Annotated in this window: 13 protein-coding genes and 1 other annotated feature; of the genes, 9 read left to right on the top strand and 4 right to left on the bottom strand. The window is 49.4% G+C overall.

Annotated features, from left to right (window positions below; all coding sequences use genetic code 11):
* Positions 1–180: 180 nt before the first annotated feature.
* Positions 181–1,743 (bottom strand): glycoside hydrolase family 32 protein, encoded by a 1,563-nt coding sequence (locus AC0YNZ_RS23975; protein ID WP_475829010.1) that lies wholly within the window; start codon positions 1,741–1,743, stop codon positions 181–183.
* A 194-nt stretch (positions 1,744–1,937) separates the two neighbouring features.
* Here AC0YNZ_RS23975 and AC0YNZ_RS23970 point away from each other — a divergent pair, with 194 nt between their 5' ends.
* A complete protein-coding gene (locus tag AC0YNZ_RS23970) occupies positions 1,938–3,077 on the top strand; it encodes a winged helix DNA-binding domain-containing protein (protein WP_475829009.1) in 1,140 nt (379 codons plus the stop codon).
* Positions 3,078–3,095: 18 nt separating this feature from the next.
* Here AC0YNZ_RS23970 and AC0YNZ_RS23965 read toward each other — a convergent pair whose 3' ends face one another.
* The gene (locus AC0YNZ_RS23965; protein ID WP_475829008.1) at positions 3,096–4,280 is read right to left on the bottom strand and encodes an aminotransferase class I/II-fold pyridoxal phosphate-dependent enzyme; all 1,185 of its coding nucleotides are present in this window, start codon (positions 4,278–4,280) and stop codon (positions 3,096–3,098) included.
* Between the two features lie 50 nt (positions 4,281–4,330).
* Positions 4,331–4,567, bottom strand: a binding site (T-box leader).
* 247 nt (positions 4,568–4,814) lie between these two features.
* On the opposite strand from AC0YNZ_RS23965, the gene AC0YNZ_RS23960 reads away from it, so the two are divergent.
* Positions 4,815–5,504, top strand: coding sequence for a class I SAM-dependent methyltransferase (locus AC0YNZ_RS23960; RefSeq protein ID WP_475829007.1), 690 nt, complete (start codon positions 4,815–4,817; stop codon positions 5,502–5,504).
* 233 nt (positions 5,505–5,737) lie between these two features.
* Entirely contained in the window at positions 5,738–6,079 is a 342-nt protein-coding gene (locus tag AC0YNZ_RS23955) for a hypothetical protein (RefSeq protein ID WP_475829006.1), read from the top strand.
* A 179-nt stretch (positions 6,080–6,258) separates the two neighbouring features.
* On the opposite strand, the gene AC0YNZ_RS23950 is transcribed toward AC0YNZ_RS23955, so the two are convergent.
* Complete coding sequence (locus AC0YNZ_RS23950) at positions 6,259–6,474, bottom strand: hypothetical protein (protein ID WP_475829005.1); 216 nt, start codon at positions 6,472–6,474, stop codon at positions 6,259–6,261.
* 253 nt (positions 6,475–6,727) lie between these two features.
* Complete coding sequence (locus AC0YNZ_RS23945) at positions 6,728–7,411, bottom strand: S-layer homology domain-containing protein (RefSeq protein ID WP_475829004.1); 684 nt, start codon at positions 7,409–7,411, stop codon at positions 6,728–6,730.
* A 426-nt stretch (positions 7,412–7,837) separates the two neighbouring features.
* Between AC0YNZ_RS23945 and AC0YNZ_RS23940 the strand changes: the two genes are divergently transcribed.
* The 6 genes from AC0YNZ_RS23940 to AC0YNZ_RS23915 all read left to right on the top strand — a co-directional run bounded on the left by AC0YNZ_RS23940 (position 7,838) and on the right by AC0YNZ_RS23915 (position 14,460).
* On the top strand, positions 7,838–9,241 hold the full coding sequence (locus AC0YNZ_RS23940; RefSeq protein WP_475829003.1) for a stalk domain-containing protein: 1,404 nt from the start codon (positions 7,838–7,840) through the stop codon (positions 9,239–9,241).
* Between the two features lie 20 nt (positions 9,242–9,261).
* Positions 9,262–10,125 carry a phosphate ABC transporter substrate-binding protein gene (locus tag AC0YNZ_RS23935; RefSeq protein ID WP_475829002.1) on the top strand — a complete coding sequence of 288 codons (864 nt, stop codon included), beginning with the start codon at positions 9,262–9,264 and terminating at the stop codon, positions 10,123–10,125.
* A gap of 171 nt (positions 10,126–10,296) precedes the next feature.
* Positions 10,297–11,259 (top strand): phosphate ABC transporter permease subunit PstC, encoded by a 963-nt coding sequence (gene pstC, locus AC0YNZ_RS23930; RefSeq protein WP_475829001.1) that lies wholly within the window; start codon positions 10,297–10,299, stop codon positions 11,257–11,259.
* Positions 11,256–12,164: a phosphate ABC transporter permease PstA gene (gene pstA, locus AC0YNZ_RS23925; RefSeq protein ID WP_475829000.1), complete on the top strand. Its 909-nt coding sequence runs from the start codon at positions 11,256–11,258 to the stop codon at positions 12,162–12,164. The genes pstC and pstA overlap by 4 nt, the downstream gene beginning before the upstream one ends.
* A 529-nt stretch (positions 12,165–12,693) precedes the next feature.
* Positions 12,694–13,470 carry a 3'-5' exonuclease gene (locus tag AC0YNZ_RS23920; protein ID WP_475828999.1) on the top strand — a complete coding sequence of 259 codons (777 nt, stop codon included), beginning with the start codon at positions 12,694–12,696 and terminating at the stop codon, positions 13,468–13,470.
* 111 nt (positions 13,471–13,581) lie between these two features.
* Positions 13,582–14,460: a DMT family transporter gene (locus AC0YNZ_RS23915; RefSeq protein ID WP_475829045.1), complete on the top strand. Its 879-nt coding sequence runs from the start codon at positions 13,582–13,584 to the stop codon at positions 14,458–14,460.
* Positions 14,461–14,486: the final 26 nt, after the last annotated feature.

The raw sequence follows: 14,486 nt of genomic DNA, 5'->3' as shown, positions 1-14,486 counted from the left end.
AACATAAACAAGCAGCCGAAGGGAACGCTTACTTTTCCAGTCAGCGTGGTCATTAGCAACAGTTTGAAGCTAGGATGAACGAAAAAAAGCTCTCCCTGTTGTAAAGGAGAGCTTTAACATGAAATATATTTGTACATCCAACTGCAGAAATCCGCTTTCCGAGTCCGTTCGTTTCTCCCGTCATCTTGGAGATACACGCTCGTCCCTCCACGCACTCTTTAAATGAAAGAAATGCAGGGCGTTCAATTTGACATTTCCGTTTTTGGCGTAAAGCTCAACATCCCGACTGTCGGGAGAAGGAAAAATCAAGCTCGTGATTACCTGCTCTCCGCGATTCCCGAATACTTCCACGGATGAACGGTCAACGAACAAATGCAGCTTGATCCGGTTGCGGACAGGGGTCAAAGGAGCCCGAAACTCGCCCGGGAAAAACGGACTAAATTGCGTATTCCCCGACTTTGTCCGGTTTACGAACATTTGCGAACCCGTTGTATCATATCCGACAATGGTCTCATCACCCTCTCCTTTTCGTACTTTAAAACCAAATTCCGCCGCCGTGTCCAATTCGAATTCAGCTTCAATTTCATAGGTATCACCTTGAAGCCCCGCGAGCAGATTCGATCCCGGAGTGATCGTTTGCGGCGTTTTCCGCTTTTCGCCGCTCATTCGAAGCTGCTGCAGCTCCTGAATCGGGGTCTGCACCAGTCTGATTCCCTCTTGCGGTACGGTTATTAAAGCAACCTCACGCGGAATCGACATCGCTCCCCTCCATGGAGAGGCAGGAGTCTCCTCCGCATACTGCCAATTGTTCATCCAGGCGAGCCAGACGCGCCGTCTTGGCAAATGATTCCATGACAAGGGAACATAGAAGTCCTTCCCATGCTCGATCCATAACACTTTCTCCGTTGGATTGTCATTGACAAACTTCGTCCCGTCGAACCGGCCGATAAAATATTGCCCCCGGTAGCCTTCATTCTTTTCGCCAGGGCTGATGTCCACCTTCAATACCCATTTGGTATGGGAAGGATCGCCGTCGACAGGCAGTTCAAACAAATCCGGAACTTCCCAAACCCCGCCGTGAGCCCCCTCCCGCGCGCCGAATTCGCTCAAATAGGTCCAGGTTTTTAGATCGCTGGAAGCATAGAACATTATTTTATCGCCCGCGGCAACAAGCATCGTCCATCTTTGCGTCTGGTCATTCCAAAAAACTTTCGGATCGCGAAAATCTTTGATCCCCGGATTCGGCAGAACGGGATTCCCCTCGTATTTCGTCCAAGTCCGGCCATTGTCCGCGCTGTATGCGATACTTTGCTGCTGGGTTTCTCCGGAGCTTGTATAGACCGCCATCATTCCTCCTGGTTTCCCCTTGAAAAAACCGCTAGTATTATGCTCATCCACTACCGCGGTGCCGGACCAAATCATTCCCAGACGATCAGGCTCCAAGGCCACCGGCAAATGATGCCAATGCACCAGATCTTTGCTAACAGCATGCCCCCAGCTCATGTTTCCCCACGTATTACCGAATGGGTTATACTGGTAAAAAAGATGATACTCCCCTTTAAAGTACACCAATCCGTTTGGGTCGTTCATCCAATTTTGGACAGGGGTAAAATGAAACTGAGGCCGGTAAGGTTCATTGTACTCCGGCCGGACTTCTCTTGCATAAGCAGACGGGATTGCCGCTATGACCGCTATGATAAATGCCATAAGGATCACGGGAAATGTTCGGATCTTTAAATTCAACAGCTTCAGTCCTTCCTCATGAATCCGTTTCAGATTCTCATCTTAAATGGATATCAGAATCTTATTCATAATGAGAAAGTTTTCCCTATTGAAATGGATATATCCGTAAATAATATCGTTAAGCTATCAGAGTTTATTGATTATAATGAAGTTAAGAAAGAAGAATGGACGATAATTGAGGAGGAACATGCGGCATGACTAAATCTTCATCCGAGCGAGCTGGGGCTGCTTCGGCGCCGATTTTACAAACGCGGCAGCTAAACCGGGCTTTGCTGGAGAGGCAAATGCTGCTTCGTCGCTCGCGCCTTTCCCCGCTGGAGGCTATCGAACGGTTGGTGGCGATTCAAGCGCAGGCGCCTAATCCGCCATACTTTGCGCTTTGGACGCGGCTTGAAGGCTTTCGCCAAGAGCAGCTGTCAGAGCTTATCAAAGAGCGGCAAGTGGTCCGTCTTGGACTTATGCGCTCTACGATCCATATGGTCAGCGCACGCGACTGCCTGACACTGCGCCCCTTGCTGCAAACCGTATTAGAAAAAGGTCTGCAAAGCACATTCGGCAAAGATCTGAAGGATATTGATCTGCAAGCGGTTTGTGCGGCTGGCCGCGCATTAGTGGAGGAGCAGCCGCTCACCTTCAATGAGCTCGGCAAACGGCTGGGGGAGCAATGGCCCGGCTGCAATCCTGCGGCCCTTGGCTATGTGATCCGGACATTTGTTCCGCTCATCCAAGTGCCGCCACGCGGCATATGGGGTTCTGGCGGTCAGGCAGCGCATACCTCTGCTGAAGCTTGGCTTGGCCAAGCTCTTGCTGATTCCTCTTCACTCGATGAGATGCTGCTTCGCTATCTAGCTGCTTTCGGACCAGCTACCATTAAAGATATGCAGGTATGGTCGGGACTTAGCAGGCTCCGAGAGACGGTCCTGCGTTTGCGTCCTCTGCTGCGCACCTTCTCTGACGAGCAGGGCAATGAGCTGTTTGATGTACCGGATGCTCCATTGCCGGCTGCCAACACGGCTGCTCCGCCGCGCTTTCTATCCGAATTCGACAACATGCTGCTGTCATACTCCGACCGCAGCCGTATCATGGATGAGAAGTACAAAGCCCTTGTGTTTACGGTAAACGGCATCATTCGTTCAACTTTCCTTATCGACGGATTCGTGCGGGGCACTTGGAAAATAGAGCAAGCCCGCGGATCCGCTGCTCTTATCATCCATCCGTTCGAGCCGCTCAGGCAGACGGATCGCGACGCCCTAGCCGAGGAAGGCGCTAAGCTGCTGGAGTTTGCGGCAGATTCATCCAGCACGCATGATATTCGATTTAGCGCTTCTGAGTAAGCTATTCAGCGCTCAAAATTACCCTGACAAGCCGGAGGCTCTCAAGCAGCGGTCGATACGATCCAGCGCTTCGGTGAGTCTTGGTACGGAGGATGCGTAGGAGCAGCGGATAAACCCTTCCCCGCCAAGGCCGAATACATGTCCCGGAACGGTAGCCACCCCTGCATCGAACAACAGCTTTTGCGCAAAAGCGTCTGAATCAAGTCCCGTGTGCTTAATGGACGGAAACGCGTAAAATGCCCCCCGCGGCTCGTGGCAGGGAAGGCCGATTTCCCTCAAACCCTTCACAAACATCCGTCTGCGCTGTGCGTACGACTCTATCATCATGTCCTTATCCTCTAAGCCGTTCCGCAGCGATTCAATCGCCGCGATTTGACCAATAATCGGCGCGCACATTACAGTATATTGATGAATTTTCAGCATCGCGGCAATCAGCTCATGATTGCCGCAAGCATAGCCGATTCTCCAGCCTGTCATCGCAAACGCTTTGGAGAATCCGCTTATGAGCAGCGTTCTCTCCTTCATCCCCGGCAGCGAGGCAAAGCTCACATGTTTCTCATCGTAGGTAAGCTCCGCATAAATCTCATCCGAAATGACGATAAGGTTATGCTCTTCCACGACCTTAAGGATCGGCAGCCAATCCGCATACGTCATGATGCCGCCTGTCGGATTGTTCGGATAGTTAATAATAAGCACCTTCGAGCGCGGCGTGATCGCCGCCTCCAAAGCCTCGGCCGTCAGCTTAAAATGATCCTTCGCATACGTTTCGACCTGGACGACCTTTCCGCCGTTCAGCTGCGCAATCGGTGAGTACGCAATATAATTGGGAACGTGCACAATGATTTCATCGCCTGGCCCAATTAATGCCCGCAGCGCAAGATCAATCGCTTCGCTCCCTCCAACCGTAACGATTATTTCATTCGCAGGCTCATATTTGATTTGAAAGCTATTGTATAAATAGGCTGCAATCTCTTCTCTAAGCTCCATAAGTCCCGCGTTTGGCGTGTAGGAGGTTCTGCCGAGCTCCAATGCCCGGACGCAGGCTGCCCTAACCCGCTCCGGCGTTACGAAGTCAGGCTCCCCGACGCCAAGCGAAATAATGTCCTTATTGCCTTCAGCCATACTGAAAAACTTGCGAATGCCCGAAGGCGGAATTTGCTGCACCGCCGGCGAGATTAGCTCACTCATAGACCATGTTTTCATTCCCGTTCCTCCTAAAATAAATTGAGAAAACAAAAAGAGACCCATCCCTATAAAGGGACGAGTCTCCACCCGTGTTACCACCCTAGTTTCACGCCAAAGCGCGACACTCTGCTCACGTATCCATCAATACATGTTCCCGTTAACGCTGGAAATGCGGCAGAGCTTACTCTCGTTCAGCCTGCTTCTCGGAGATGGCTTTCCGCAAACGCCCGAACGTTGGTTTTCAGCTGCCCCAACTCTCTGTTCGATCAGGCCCGTTACGTACTCTTTCTCGTCATCGAATGTAAAAGCTATTTAGCTTGTCATATAGAATCAACGATAATCGTAAAATTTTCTCCAATGATAACACCAAAAACCAGCAAACGCAATATGTATTTTTCAGCCATTAAAGCTCCTCGGTAATAGTCTGTGCCTATAAATATTATTCTATTTATATATTTCCATTATGAAGGGAGCCGCTGTAATATACAACTTAACTTCATACGGAAACACTTCAGAGCAGCTATTCCATTATCTTTTCGAGGAGGCATTTCTATGAGTGATATTGTAAAACAACAGTTTGATGCGGCCGCGCCAAATTACGATCGTCAGCGCCGTCAGCTCATTCCCTGCTTTGATGATTTTTACGGCATCGCAGCAGGCTCCGTAAACTGCGTGAGCGCTGCTCCCCGCATTTTGGACTTGGGGGCAGGAACCGGCCTTTTTTCATCCTTCATACGCAGCAAATATCCGGGCGCCTCACTCACCTTAATCGATCTGAGCGAGGAAATGCTGAAGGAAGCGCGCGTCCGCTTCGGCAGTGATCCTGCCGTCCGCTATATAGCGGCTGATTATACGAGCTACTCCTATACGGAAAAGTACGATGCCGTCATCTCTTCCTTGTCCATTCATCACCTGACACATCCTGCCAAACGTGCGCTGATGCGCACCATCCATGAGCTGTTAGCCGATGGCGGCTGCTTCGTTAACGCTGATCAGGCGGCGGGAGCGACGCCCTATTGGGACGATTATTACATGACGCAGTGGAAAGCTGCTATTCGGCAAAGCGGCTTATCAAACGAGGCCATCGAAGCGTCTATTGAGCGCCGAAAGGTCGACATCAATGCGAGCGTGCATGATCAGCTGGAATGGCTTCGCGAGGCTGGTTTTGCCGATTCGGATTGCATATACAAGCATAATGGCTTTACTGTGTTCGCAGCTCTTAAGAACGGAGCGTCCTCCTGATCCATCTCCCCCAAACCAGCAGACGATTCAGCGGAATTAATTCCAATCTATCAGATTGGGATTGATTCCGTTATCCGCACAATGACTGCCCCTATACGAAAACCTCTTATCAGAACTGGACTTTTACGAATACCCGGCTATTTTTGTAAGGGTTAAATAAATTTCTTGCAATTCCACCAATTCCGAGTATAATACTCGGTATACGAAGTTTACGGAGATTGGAGCTGGCCTGCATGACATATTCCGAGCAACAAATTGCCGCAAAATGGGTTGACGATTATTTGGATCTTTATAACTTTGCTTTACGAATCGGAGATGCCGAGTGGCAGCAGCAAATCATCCAAACTTTGCATGCCAAAGAAAACCACATCCGTCTCGAAATCAAGCATGGCGTTCGCGTCGATTTATGGCTGCGTTTCGATCATATAAATCGTAAAATGCTTGAAATATATGAACAGCTTCGGAGTGCTCAACATTCGGAGCAGCAGCAACAGCAATTGAGAGAAAAGGTATGGGAATTTAAGCTTCAACGGGTAATGATCGCAAGCAAGCTGAAAGCTCACTACGCTCTATAGGGGAAGTAATCGAGGCTGAATAGCGATAGGTCTGAAAATAAAAAAAAGCCGGCATGCAGTTATCTGCTCTGCTTAGCTATGTATGGTCAAGCTATAATTGATTGCATGCAGCGAGCTGCTCTGCCGATGAAATAACATCTCTAAGTTCTATGAATGTCCAGATTCATAGATCGATATCCTTACATCGATACTTGCTCCATGTCGCGCATCATCTTCATCATCATTGTGGACATTTCGTCGCACTCTTGCATTTTCATCATCATCATGTTCATATCCATGCCGTCCATCATTTTCATTTCCATACACATGTCCATCATCATCTTCATGGATTTCATCTTGCACATCATTTCATCCATACACATATTCATCATCATTTGCATTGCCATCTTCTCCATCTCCATTCACCTCCTTAATCTCTCTATAAAAAAAGATACTACAGCCTAGAAAAATTTTCAAGGCTTTTTTCAGTTTTTTATTGAATTTTTAATAGAATATATGATATAAATAAGGATTGCACACTTAATCCTCATTACTCCACTTGGAATTATAGCGATGCTCGGACAAATAATGGATATTCATTAAATGAAATAAAAGCAGCTAATCCGGCTTCAGCAAAGCCTGATTAGCTGCTTTTATTTTTGACAAGTATTAAGCGTTTGTTTCCGGCTCCGGAGCTTCGCCATTATCCTTATGCGCTTCAATAAAGCTATGCGCATCATACAAGATGGCAGCTGCCTCGGCACGGGTCAACAGATGCGCCGGATCAAACTTTCCTTCCTCATCCAAGGCAACGATCTTATACAGCAGCGCCCGCTGAATCGTACCTTGGTACGCGACCGTGATATCCTGCTCGTCTTGAATCGGAATGAACATTTTGACGAGCGGATACTGGCCTGTAAGCTCAATTGCCTGCACGAGGTAATGGATGAACTGCTCCTTGGTCAGCGGCGCCTTCGGATCAATATCCGCCGGGATATCCAGGCCGTTATAATGGGCAATTACGAAATCCTCCGCGTACCACGCGTTATTTTTTACCTTTGTATAAAAACCGTCTGCTGTCGGCGCGCTCGGGAAACTAATGGCGGCAAGGCTGAGCTGCGTCGTTCTCACGATTAAGGAAATTCCCTGCGCGGCTGTCAGATTGTCCTCTGGATGAAATGCCGTATCGCTCACCCCTTTTACGATGCCTAGCTGCTGCAGACCTTCAATCTTCGTTTTGCTGCTTGCATTAGCGATGTCGCTAAAGGGCGCAGCCGCAAAGGCCTGTGTTGCAATAGATGCAGAAAGCATGATTGCGACAGCTGCCGCGGCTGCACTCCAACGTTTCTTCATGATCGTCCACCTCTTCTGTTCGTAAGATTTTGTCCGTTCTTTTAATTGAACGATCATACGCCAAAAAATGTTGCAGGAATGAGAACTCCCTTATTTCCAACCTTTCAGAGGCCATATGTACGAGAAAATCCGGAGAACAGCAAATGATGACGGACTTTTATCCTACTTTGAAGAGATATTTATCCCGCATCGGAAATCACTTATTTTAGTTCTTATTCCTCTATACATTTACAAATTCCATAAATTTTCTAAATAATGGGATGATAAATGGTTGATATGATCAGGTGGCAATCAATGGTTTACATATGTAACGTTCCGAACTAACGCTGCCTGGGAGGGATTAAGCCAACTATACATACCGACCACGGCCGTCGGACACTCGGTTTATAAGAAAAAATACCCATTTGAGAAAGGTGACTTCATTCCATGCAAATGAAAAAAGCTATGGCAATCTCGATGATCACAGCAGCAATAAGCGCAGCAGCAGTCACTCCGGTATTCGCACAAACGGCAGCAGGCCAGCAGGCTGTACAAAAAATTAATCGTGCAACTTTTCTCGTAAACGCAAACCAGGTTTCGATTCGCACGATTATGGATGGCGGCGTCATGCTGGCCTCTGTACGCGACATGACTAATGCGATTGGCGCTACGCTTCACATTAACCGTGACCATACTGTAGTCGTGAAGCTTGAAGGCAAAACGCTGAAGTTGAAAGCTTCTTCAAAAACAATTGTACTTAACGGCGTTTCTTCTTCCCTTAAGCATCAGGTTAAAGAGGTGGCTTACTCTACCTTCATCGAACCGGCTGCTTTCATTCAAGCGCTTGGCGGCACCTATGACAACAGCATGATTTCGACAGTTCAGCTGCTTGCAGGCGCCGAACATGCCGTATGGGTTAACTCATCCCAGCTTCTTGTATCGAACTCTGCAGGCGAGGGCCGCGAGGATTACTTAGTTCAAGCCGCTACCGGAAAGTACTCGCTATTGCTTACTTCCACAGGCGCGTCCGATCTTGTCCTGTCTCCTGATGGAAAGAGCGTCGCTTACTCCGATGCGAACGGCGCCGTATTCACGATTGATCTGAGCACAAAAAAATCGACGCAGGTAAGCACGGACAGCTCGATCAAAAATGAGCTGCAATGGTCGAAGGACGGCTCGTCCCTCTTCTTCCTGCAAGGCGACAAAAGCTCTGTCATCGCGAAGCTTTCTCTAGCTGACGGCAAAGTGTCCAAGCTGCTCGAAGACAAGGTTGACTACAAGGCGAACCTTGAGGTATCTGCAGACGGTACGAAAGTTGCTTACTACGTCTTCAAACAGCCGAAAGTAACGGCGGACAGCAGCAAGGACGTCGAGCTTGATGATGTAGCTATTGATGCAACGGGCACTGAGCCGCAAATTTTCTTCTACAACACGGCTGCCGCAGACAATAAGCCCGTACAGCTTACTAAAGATACGGCGGACAAGGTGTTCCTGCATTTCGCGGCTGACGGCTCCAAAGTTAGCTATGTCAGCGTAAGCGCAGACGATGCGAGCATCGGACAGCTGGTTTCCGTAGACAATGCGGGTAAGGCAAGCACTCCGCTGTTCGCTGACAAAGACGTTTATCAGCTCGTTCAAGGCGGAAGCAAGCTGTATTTGCTAACGGCTGATGGCAGCAGCACGAACGCGATCTATGAGATCGACAATGCGACAGGCACGAGCAAGCTTGTGCATACCGTGTCTGACAGTGTATCGGAACTGCTCGTTTCAGGAAACTCGGATATCGCGGCACTTATTGATGGACAGCTGGCTGTGCTTTCTAATGGCAAATGGAAAAACATTACTAACTAATTTAATGGAGGTCTTTTCTAATGAAATGGTTTAAACAATTAACGATCGCAGCGCTTATCGCTGTAATCGGGTTCAGCTCTGTTCCTGCTTCCACACCTACCGCTACCGCAGCCAGCAAGCTAAGCGGCAAAATCGTCATCAACGGCTCCTCTGCCCTGCTGCCGCTCACCCTTCAAGCGGCTAATGAATTCAAGAAGCTGAACCCTAAAGTAAAAATTTCCGCTTCCGCTGCAGGCTCCGTTACGGGACCGCAAGCCGTTCGCAAAGGCATCGCTAACATCGGAGCCGTAGACTGGGATGCATCGAAGGACGTACCCGGCTTCAAAAAATTTGATGGACAAGTCGCTCATAAAGTCGCTGTTATTCCTTTCGCAGCGGTTGTAAACAAAAACGTAACGGTAACGGACCTGACGACTAAAGAGCTGCAAGGCATCTTCTCCGGCAAAATTAAAAACTGGAAAGAGGTTGGCGGCAAAGATGCTGAAATTATCGTCGTTAACCGTACATTCGGCTCAGGCACCCGCGTCAACTTCCAGGACAAAGCGCTTGACGGTACAAGCTTTATGACCAAAGGCGACAACTACAAGGAAGTCAAAACGAGCGGCGACATGAAGTCGGCAATCGAAACGACTCCTAATGCCATCGGTTACATGGACCTTGCTTACGTAACGGACAAAATGACGGCTGTGAAAATCAACGGTATCGCGCCGACTGAAGCTAACGTTATTAACGGCAAATACAAAGTTTGGGGCTACGGCTACTACATGACAAAAGGCCAGCCGACTGGCGCAACGAAGGAATTCATCAAATTCGTACAGAGCACAAAGTTCCAAAACGGATCTTTGAAAAAGCTTAAATTCATTCCTATCTCGGCAATTAAATAGATTAGTTTCGAAATAGAGCGGTCGGCATGCGCTAATGAGCGCTTAAGCCGGCCGTTCTTTCCTGCAATAGCATTTACATTTCATTATGACGCCATCCCTATTTCACCGCGAAACGTGCTTAGCTGCCAATAGGCCGGCGTCAGCCGATTTCGCTTGGAGGAGCCTATTATTATGTTGGAATCCACTCATACCGCTCGGCAGCCGCGACTCTCTGCCGAGCTCGGCAGCGCTATTCTGGCAGGCAGCAGCAAGCCGTTTGACCGGAGATCTCGCCTGTTTTTTACGAATCGTCTCTTTCGTTACATCTGCATCGCCGCTGCCGGCTTTGTTTGTCTCATCCTCTTACTCATTCTGCTGCTCATGTTCCGTACCGGCGTTTTGACGTTCAGTCAAATTTCGCTGGCAGACTTTTTCTTATCCGCTGAATGGAATCCCGAGAATGAACAGTACGGCGCTCTTATTTTCCTGTTCGGCACCTTTGCTTTGACCGCGTTAACACTGCTCATCTGTGTGCCGGTTTCCTTAATCATTGCCGTGTTTCTATCTGTCTTCGTTCCGCCTTGGCTCAAAAACATGCTGCGTCCGGTGCTGGACCTGCTCGTCGGCATCCCTTCCGTCGTCTACGGCTACCTCGGCTTAACCGTGCTTATTCCGTTGATTCGGAATGTCACCGGAAGCGGCATGGGCGACGGTCTGCTCGCCGCTGCGCTCGTGCTTACGATCATGGTATTGCCTACCGTAAGCCGCATAAGCGATGATGCGATCAGCGCGGTCCCGTCCAAATTCAGCGACGCATCCTACGCGCTTGGCGCCACCCGCTTTCAAACGGTATGGAGAGTGCAGCTTCCATCGGCCAAAAGCGGAATCATGTACGCTGTCATCCTCGGTATGGCCCGTGCGATCGGCGAGACGATGGCCGTTGTGATGGTAATCGGCAATACGCCGCAGCTGGCCGACAGCTTGCTCAAGCCTACCTCCGTACTCACAAGCAACATCGTTATGCAAATTTCGAACGTTCCTTTTGACTCGACCTGGAATTACGCGCTTTATTTGATGGGCTTCCTGCTCCTTGTCATTTCATTAATTATGATCGTTGCCATTCGCTGGCTGCAAAGAAAGGGTGCTGGGGCATGAAGCAAGTTATCCATACGAACCCCTTAACGAATCCATTTAGCGGCAAAAACGGGCTCAACCGGGTAAAGGACCGCATTTTCACAGGCGTGGTTTGGTCGCTTGGCGTACTTATCATCGCGTTTATATTCGGCCTTCTCTATCTTATTTTGCAGGATGGGCTGCCAAAGCTGACTTGGGACTTTATATTCGGTCTGCCGAGCGAGATTGAGGAAGGCGGCGGCATCGGTCCGACTCTGCTGAACTCCTTCTACATCCTGTTCATATCCTTGGTCATTTCGATTCCGCTCGGAATGGCCGCAGGCATTTATTTGGCGGAATTCGCTCCCGACAATAAGCTGATCGGCTTCGTCCGCATATGCGTAGAAGGACTCGCTTCTGTGCCATCCATCATATTCGGCTTGTTCGGGATCGCGCTGTTCGTCGAATATTTCGAGATTGGCTTAACCATTCTCGGCGGAGCGGTCAGCTTGGCCTTTCTTAATTTGCCCGTACTGACACGCGTAACCGAAGAATCGATCCGTGCGGTGCCGAAGGAGCTGAAGAGCGCTTCCTTCGCGCTTGGCGGCACGCATCTGCAAACCATCATGCGCGCGCTTCTCCCAGCTTCGCTTAACGGCATCATAACAGGCATCTGCCTGGTTGCCGGCCGCGCGTTCGGGGAAAGCGCCGTCATCATCCTGACCGCAGGCGTATCTACGTCAGGCGAAATGTGGGATTTCAACCTCTTCTCGCCCGGCGCTACGCTCGCCGTTCACCTCTGGTATGTGCAGTCCGAAGCTATCGTCGGCGACGCGCAGGAAATTGCCCAGAAGGCGGCAGCCGTCCTCGTATTTGTCGTGCTGCTCATCAATCTATTGTTCCGCATCCCGTTATGGCTTAATTCCCGCCGGACGAAGCGCTCCTAGCAAACAAGGCCTTTTAGCCTCCGCCATAACGGCTGGAGCTGAGGGCTTTTTTTATGGAAATGAAAAGCTCGAAAAAATCCATCTCTTACCGTAAAACGGAAATGCTATTCGCTTAGTATGGGGATGGTTTTTAGTCATCGGAAACGCTGCAGGGCTGAGATGGATAGCTTTTAGTGTGATTTTGTAAAACTAATGGACTGCTCCGTGCTAGAAGTGGTCGGTTAGTTTGATTTTGCGAATCTAATTTGCGATTTTTTCGAGGTATATGATGAAAACGGCGATTTAAGTTGGCAAAACAATACTAAATGACCCAATTTCTTAAACGGGTATCTTTTTAGCGGGCAAAATCGAACTAAACGGGCTTTTTTCGTTCATTGAACGAGAGCATTCTGAACGATTGGGATAGCCTGCCCATTTGGCGAAGAACCAAAAATAATGTGCAAAAGCTTTCTACCATATTGTAGTTTCCTTCTGGATTGCTTTTTCTGATAGAATAGAGAACACAGGCTATCTATCGGAGGTTAGGATTTTGGACTATATTATTTTGGATATTGAATTTAACGGACGCAAGTTTGCAAGCGAATTGCCCATGGAGGTCATTGAGATTGGCGCAGTTCGTTTAAATAGCCAACTAGAGCAGGTTGATGAATTTTCCGCTTTGATCAAGCCGGTTTACTTCTCTAAGCTGAACAGCTTTATCAAGAAGAAAACCGGAATTCCGCAGGAAGACATCGACACAGCGAGCCGCTTCCCGAAGGTTATCGGCGATTTTACGGCATGGCTGAACAAAAGCGATACATTCCTGCTCTTCACTTGGGGCGGCGAGGACTTGAAGCGAATTGTGTATGATACGCGGATGCATAAGCTCGATGACAGCTTCTGGATGGCAGCCGATTATTTCGACCTGTTGAAGGGCTACATTCGCTATAAAAATGTTACGAACGATGTCAGCGTCGAAGCCGCTCTCATCGATCTCGAAATAACCGCAGAAGGCTCAGCGCACCGCGCGCTGGATGACGCCCGCATGACGGCTGAAGTATTCCGCAAAATTTTTGGCGAGCTGGACTTCGGGCTGAAACAGCAGTACAAGGATATGTACACCAATGCAAAGGAACGAAGAATGGTCAAAAATGCGATTCGTACGATGAATGCGCAGAAGATCGTTCCGCAGTGGGAAGTGTTCGCTGAGCGTTACTTAGCTGGAAAGGCCTCTTTCGAGGACGTAAGGAAGGTCGCGGAACTGCAGCAGTATTTCGATGCAGAGCTTGAGAAGGCGGCAAAGCCTTCGGCTGGACAAGCCGGATAACAGGCAGGACCGTATAAGTGTTACAAAAAATAAAATGAGAGCCCCTGACTCTTCAAACGCAGCCGCTGCGTTTGGGTCAGGGGTTTTGCAAGTATGGGAGAAAATTCATTTATGAACCGCAGCACCAAATCAATCGCCGCCTATGAATTGCTGTACATTGTCGGGATTATCGCTATCTCGTTTTCTTCTATATTCGTTCGCTGGTCCGATGCCGATGTAGCCGTCATCGCGATGTACCGGCTATATTTAACTAACTTAATTATGCTTCCGCTCGTCCTCAAATATCGGGCTGAATTGTTCCGGCTGAGCGCAAGGCAGTGGCGGCTGTTAGCCTCCTCGGCCATCATGCTGGCGCTGCATTTTTTGCTTTGGATGGCTTCGCTGCGGCTGACCACGGTCGCCAGCTCCACCGTAATCTTAACGCTGGAGCCGGTCATCGTTATGCTCGGCTCTTACTTGCTGTTCCGCACAAGGACCAACCGCATGATGCTATGGGGGGTGGGCATCGCGCTCATTGGCTCTATCATCATTGGATCAGGCGACTTTGCGCTCTCGGGAGAAGCGCTGCTCGGCGACGTCCTCTCCTTGCTTGGCGCGGCGGCGGTTGCCTTTCATGTGCTAATCGGCAAGCAGCTGCGGAACGATATGAGCGCATTCGTTTATAACTTCTGGGTATTCGCTCTTGCCGCTACTGCGCTCGCCATCTATAATATCGCCCTGGGCAATTCCTTTACCGGCTACAGCACGAAGGAATGGGGCATATTCTTGCTGCTGGCGATCGTTCCGACGCTATTCGGCCACTATCTGTTCAATTGGCTGCTGAAGCATATGAGCGCCGCCGCGGTATCGATGTCCGTCCTCGGCGAGCCTGTCATCGCCTCCCTGCTCGCTTGGGTTCTTCTGAAGGAAGCGTTAACGGGCTATCAGCTGGCGGCCGGCGCATTAGTTTTGTTCGGCGTTTGGCTGTTTATTCGGCATGGGAAGGAATAGACATAGCGTATCTCACTGCTCCACAA

The organism is Paenibacillus sp. J2L1-98, from assembly GCF_056269405.1.
This window is presented reverse-complemented; position numbering and strand designations above follow the sequence as displayed.

Coding starts and splice junctions, on each gene's coding strand:
- AC0YNZ_RS23945 (WP_475829004.1), bottom strand. CDS start 7,411: ATGAAGAAACGTTGGAGTGCAGCCGCGGCAGCTGTCGCAATCATGCTT.
- pstA (WP_475829000.1), top strand. CDS start 11,256: ATGAAGCAAGTTATCCATACGAACCCCTTAACGAATCCATTTAGCGGC.
- AC0YNZ_RS23965 (WP_475829008.1), bottom strand. CDS start 4,280: ATGAAAACATGGTCTATGAGTGAGCTAATCTCGCCGGCGGTGCAGCAA.
- AC0YNZ_RS23970 (WP_475829009.1), top strand. CDS start 1,938: ATGACTAAATCTTCATCCGAGCGAGCTGGGGCTGCTTCGGCGCCGATT.
- AC0YNZ_RS23935 (WP_475829002.1), top strand. CDS start 9,262: ATGAAATGGTTTAAACAATTAACGATCGCAGCGCTTATCGCTGTAATC.
- AC0YNZ_RS23955 (WP_475829006.1), top strand. CDS start 5,738: ATGACATATTCCGAGCAACAAATTGCCGCAAAATGGGTTGACGATTAT.
- AC0YNZ_RS23940 (WP_475829003.1), top strand. CDS start 7,838: ATGCAAATGAAAAAAGCTATGGCAATCTCGATGATCACAGCAGCAATA.
- AC0YNZ_RS23950 (WP_475829005.1), bottom strand. CDS start 6,474: ATGGAGAAGATGGCAATGCAAATGATGATGAATATGTGTATGGATGAA.
- AC0YNZ_RS23960 (WP_475829007.1), top strand. CDS start 4,815: ATGAGTGATATTGTAAAACAACAGTTTGATGCGGCCGCGCCAAATTAC.
- pstC (WP_475829001.1), top strand. CDS start 10,297: ATGTTGGAATCCACTCATACCGCTCGGCAGCCGCGACTCTCTGCCGAG.
- AC0YNZ_RS23915 (WP_475829045.1), top strand. CDS start 13,582: ATGAACCGCAGCACCAAATCAATCGCCGCCTATGAATTGCTGTACATT.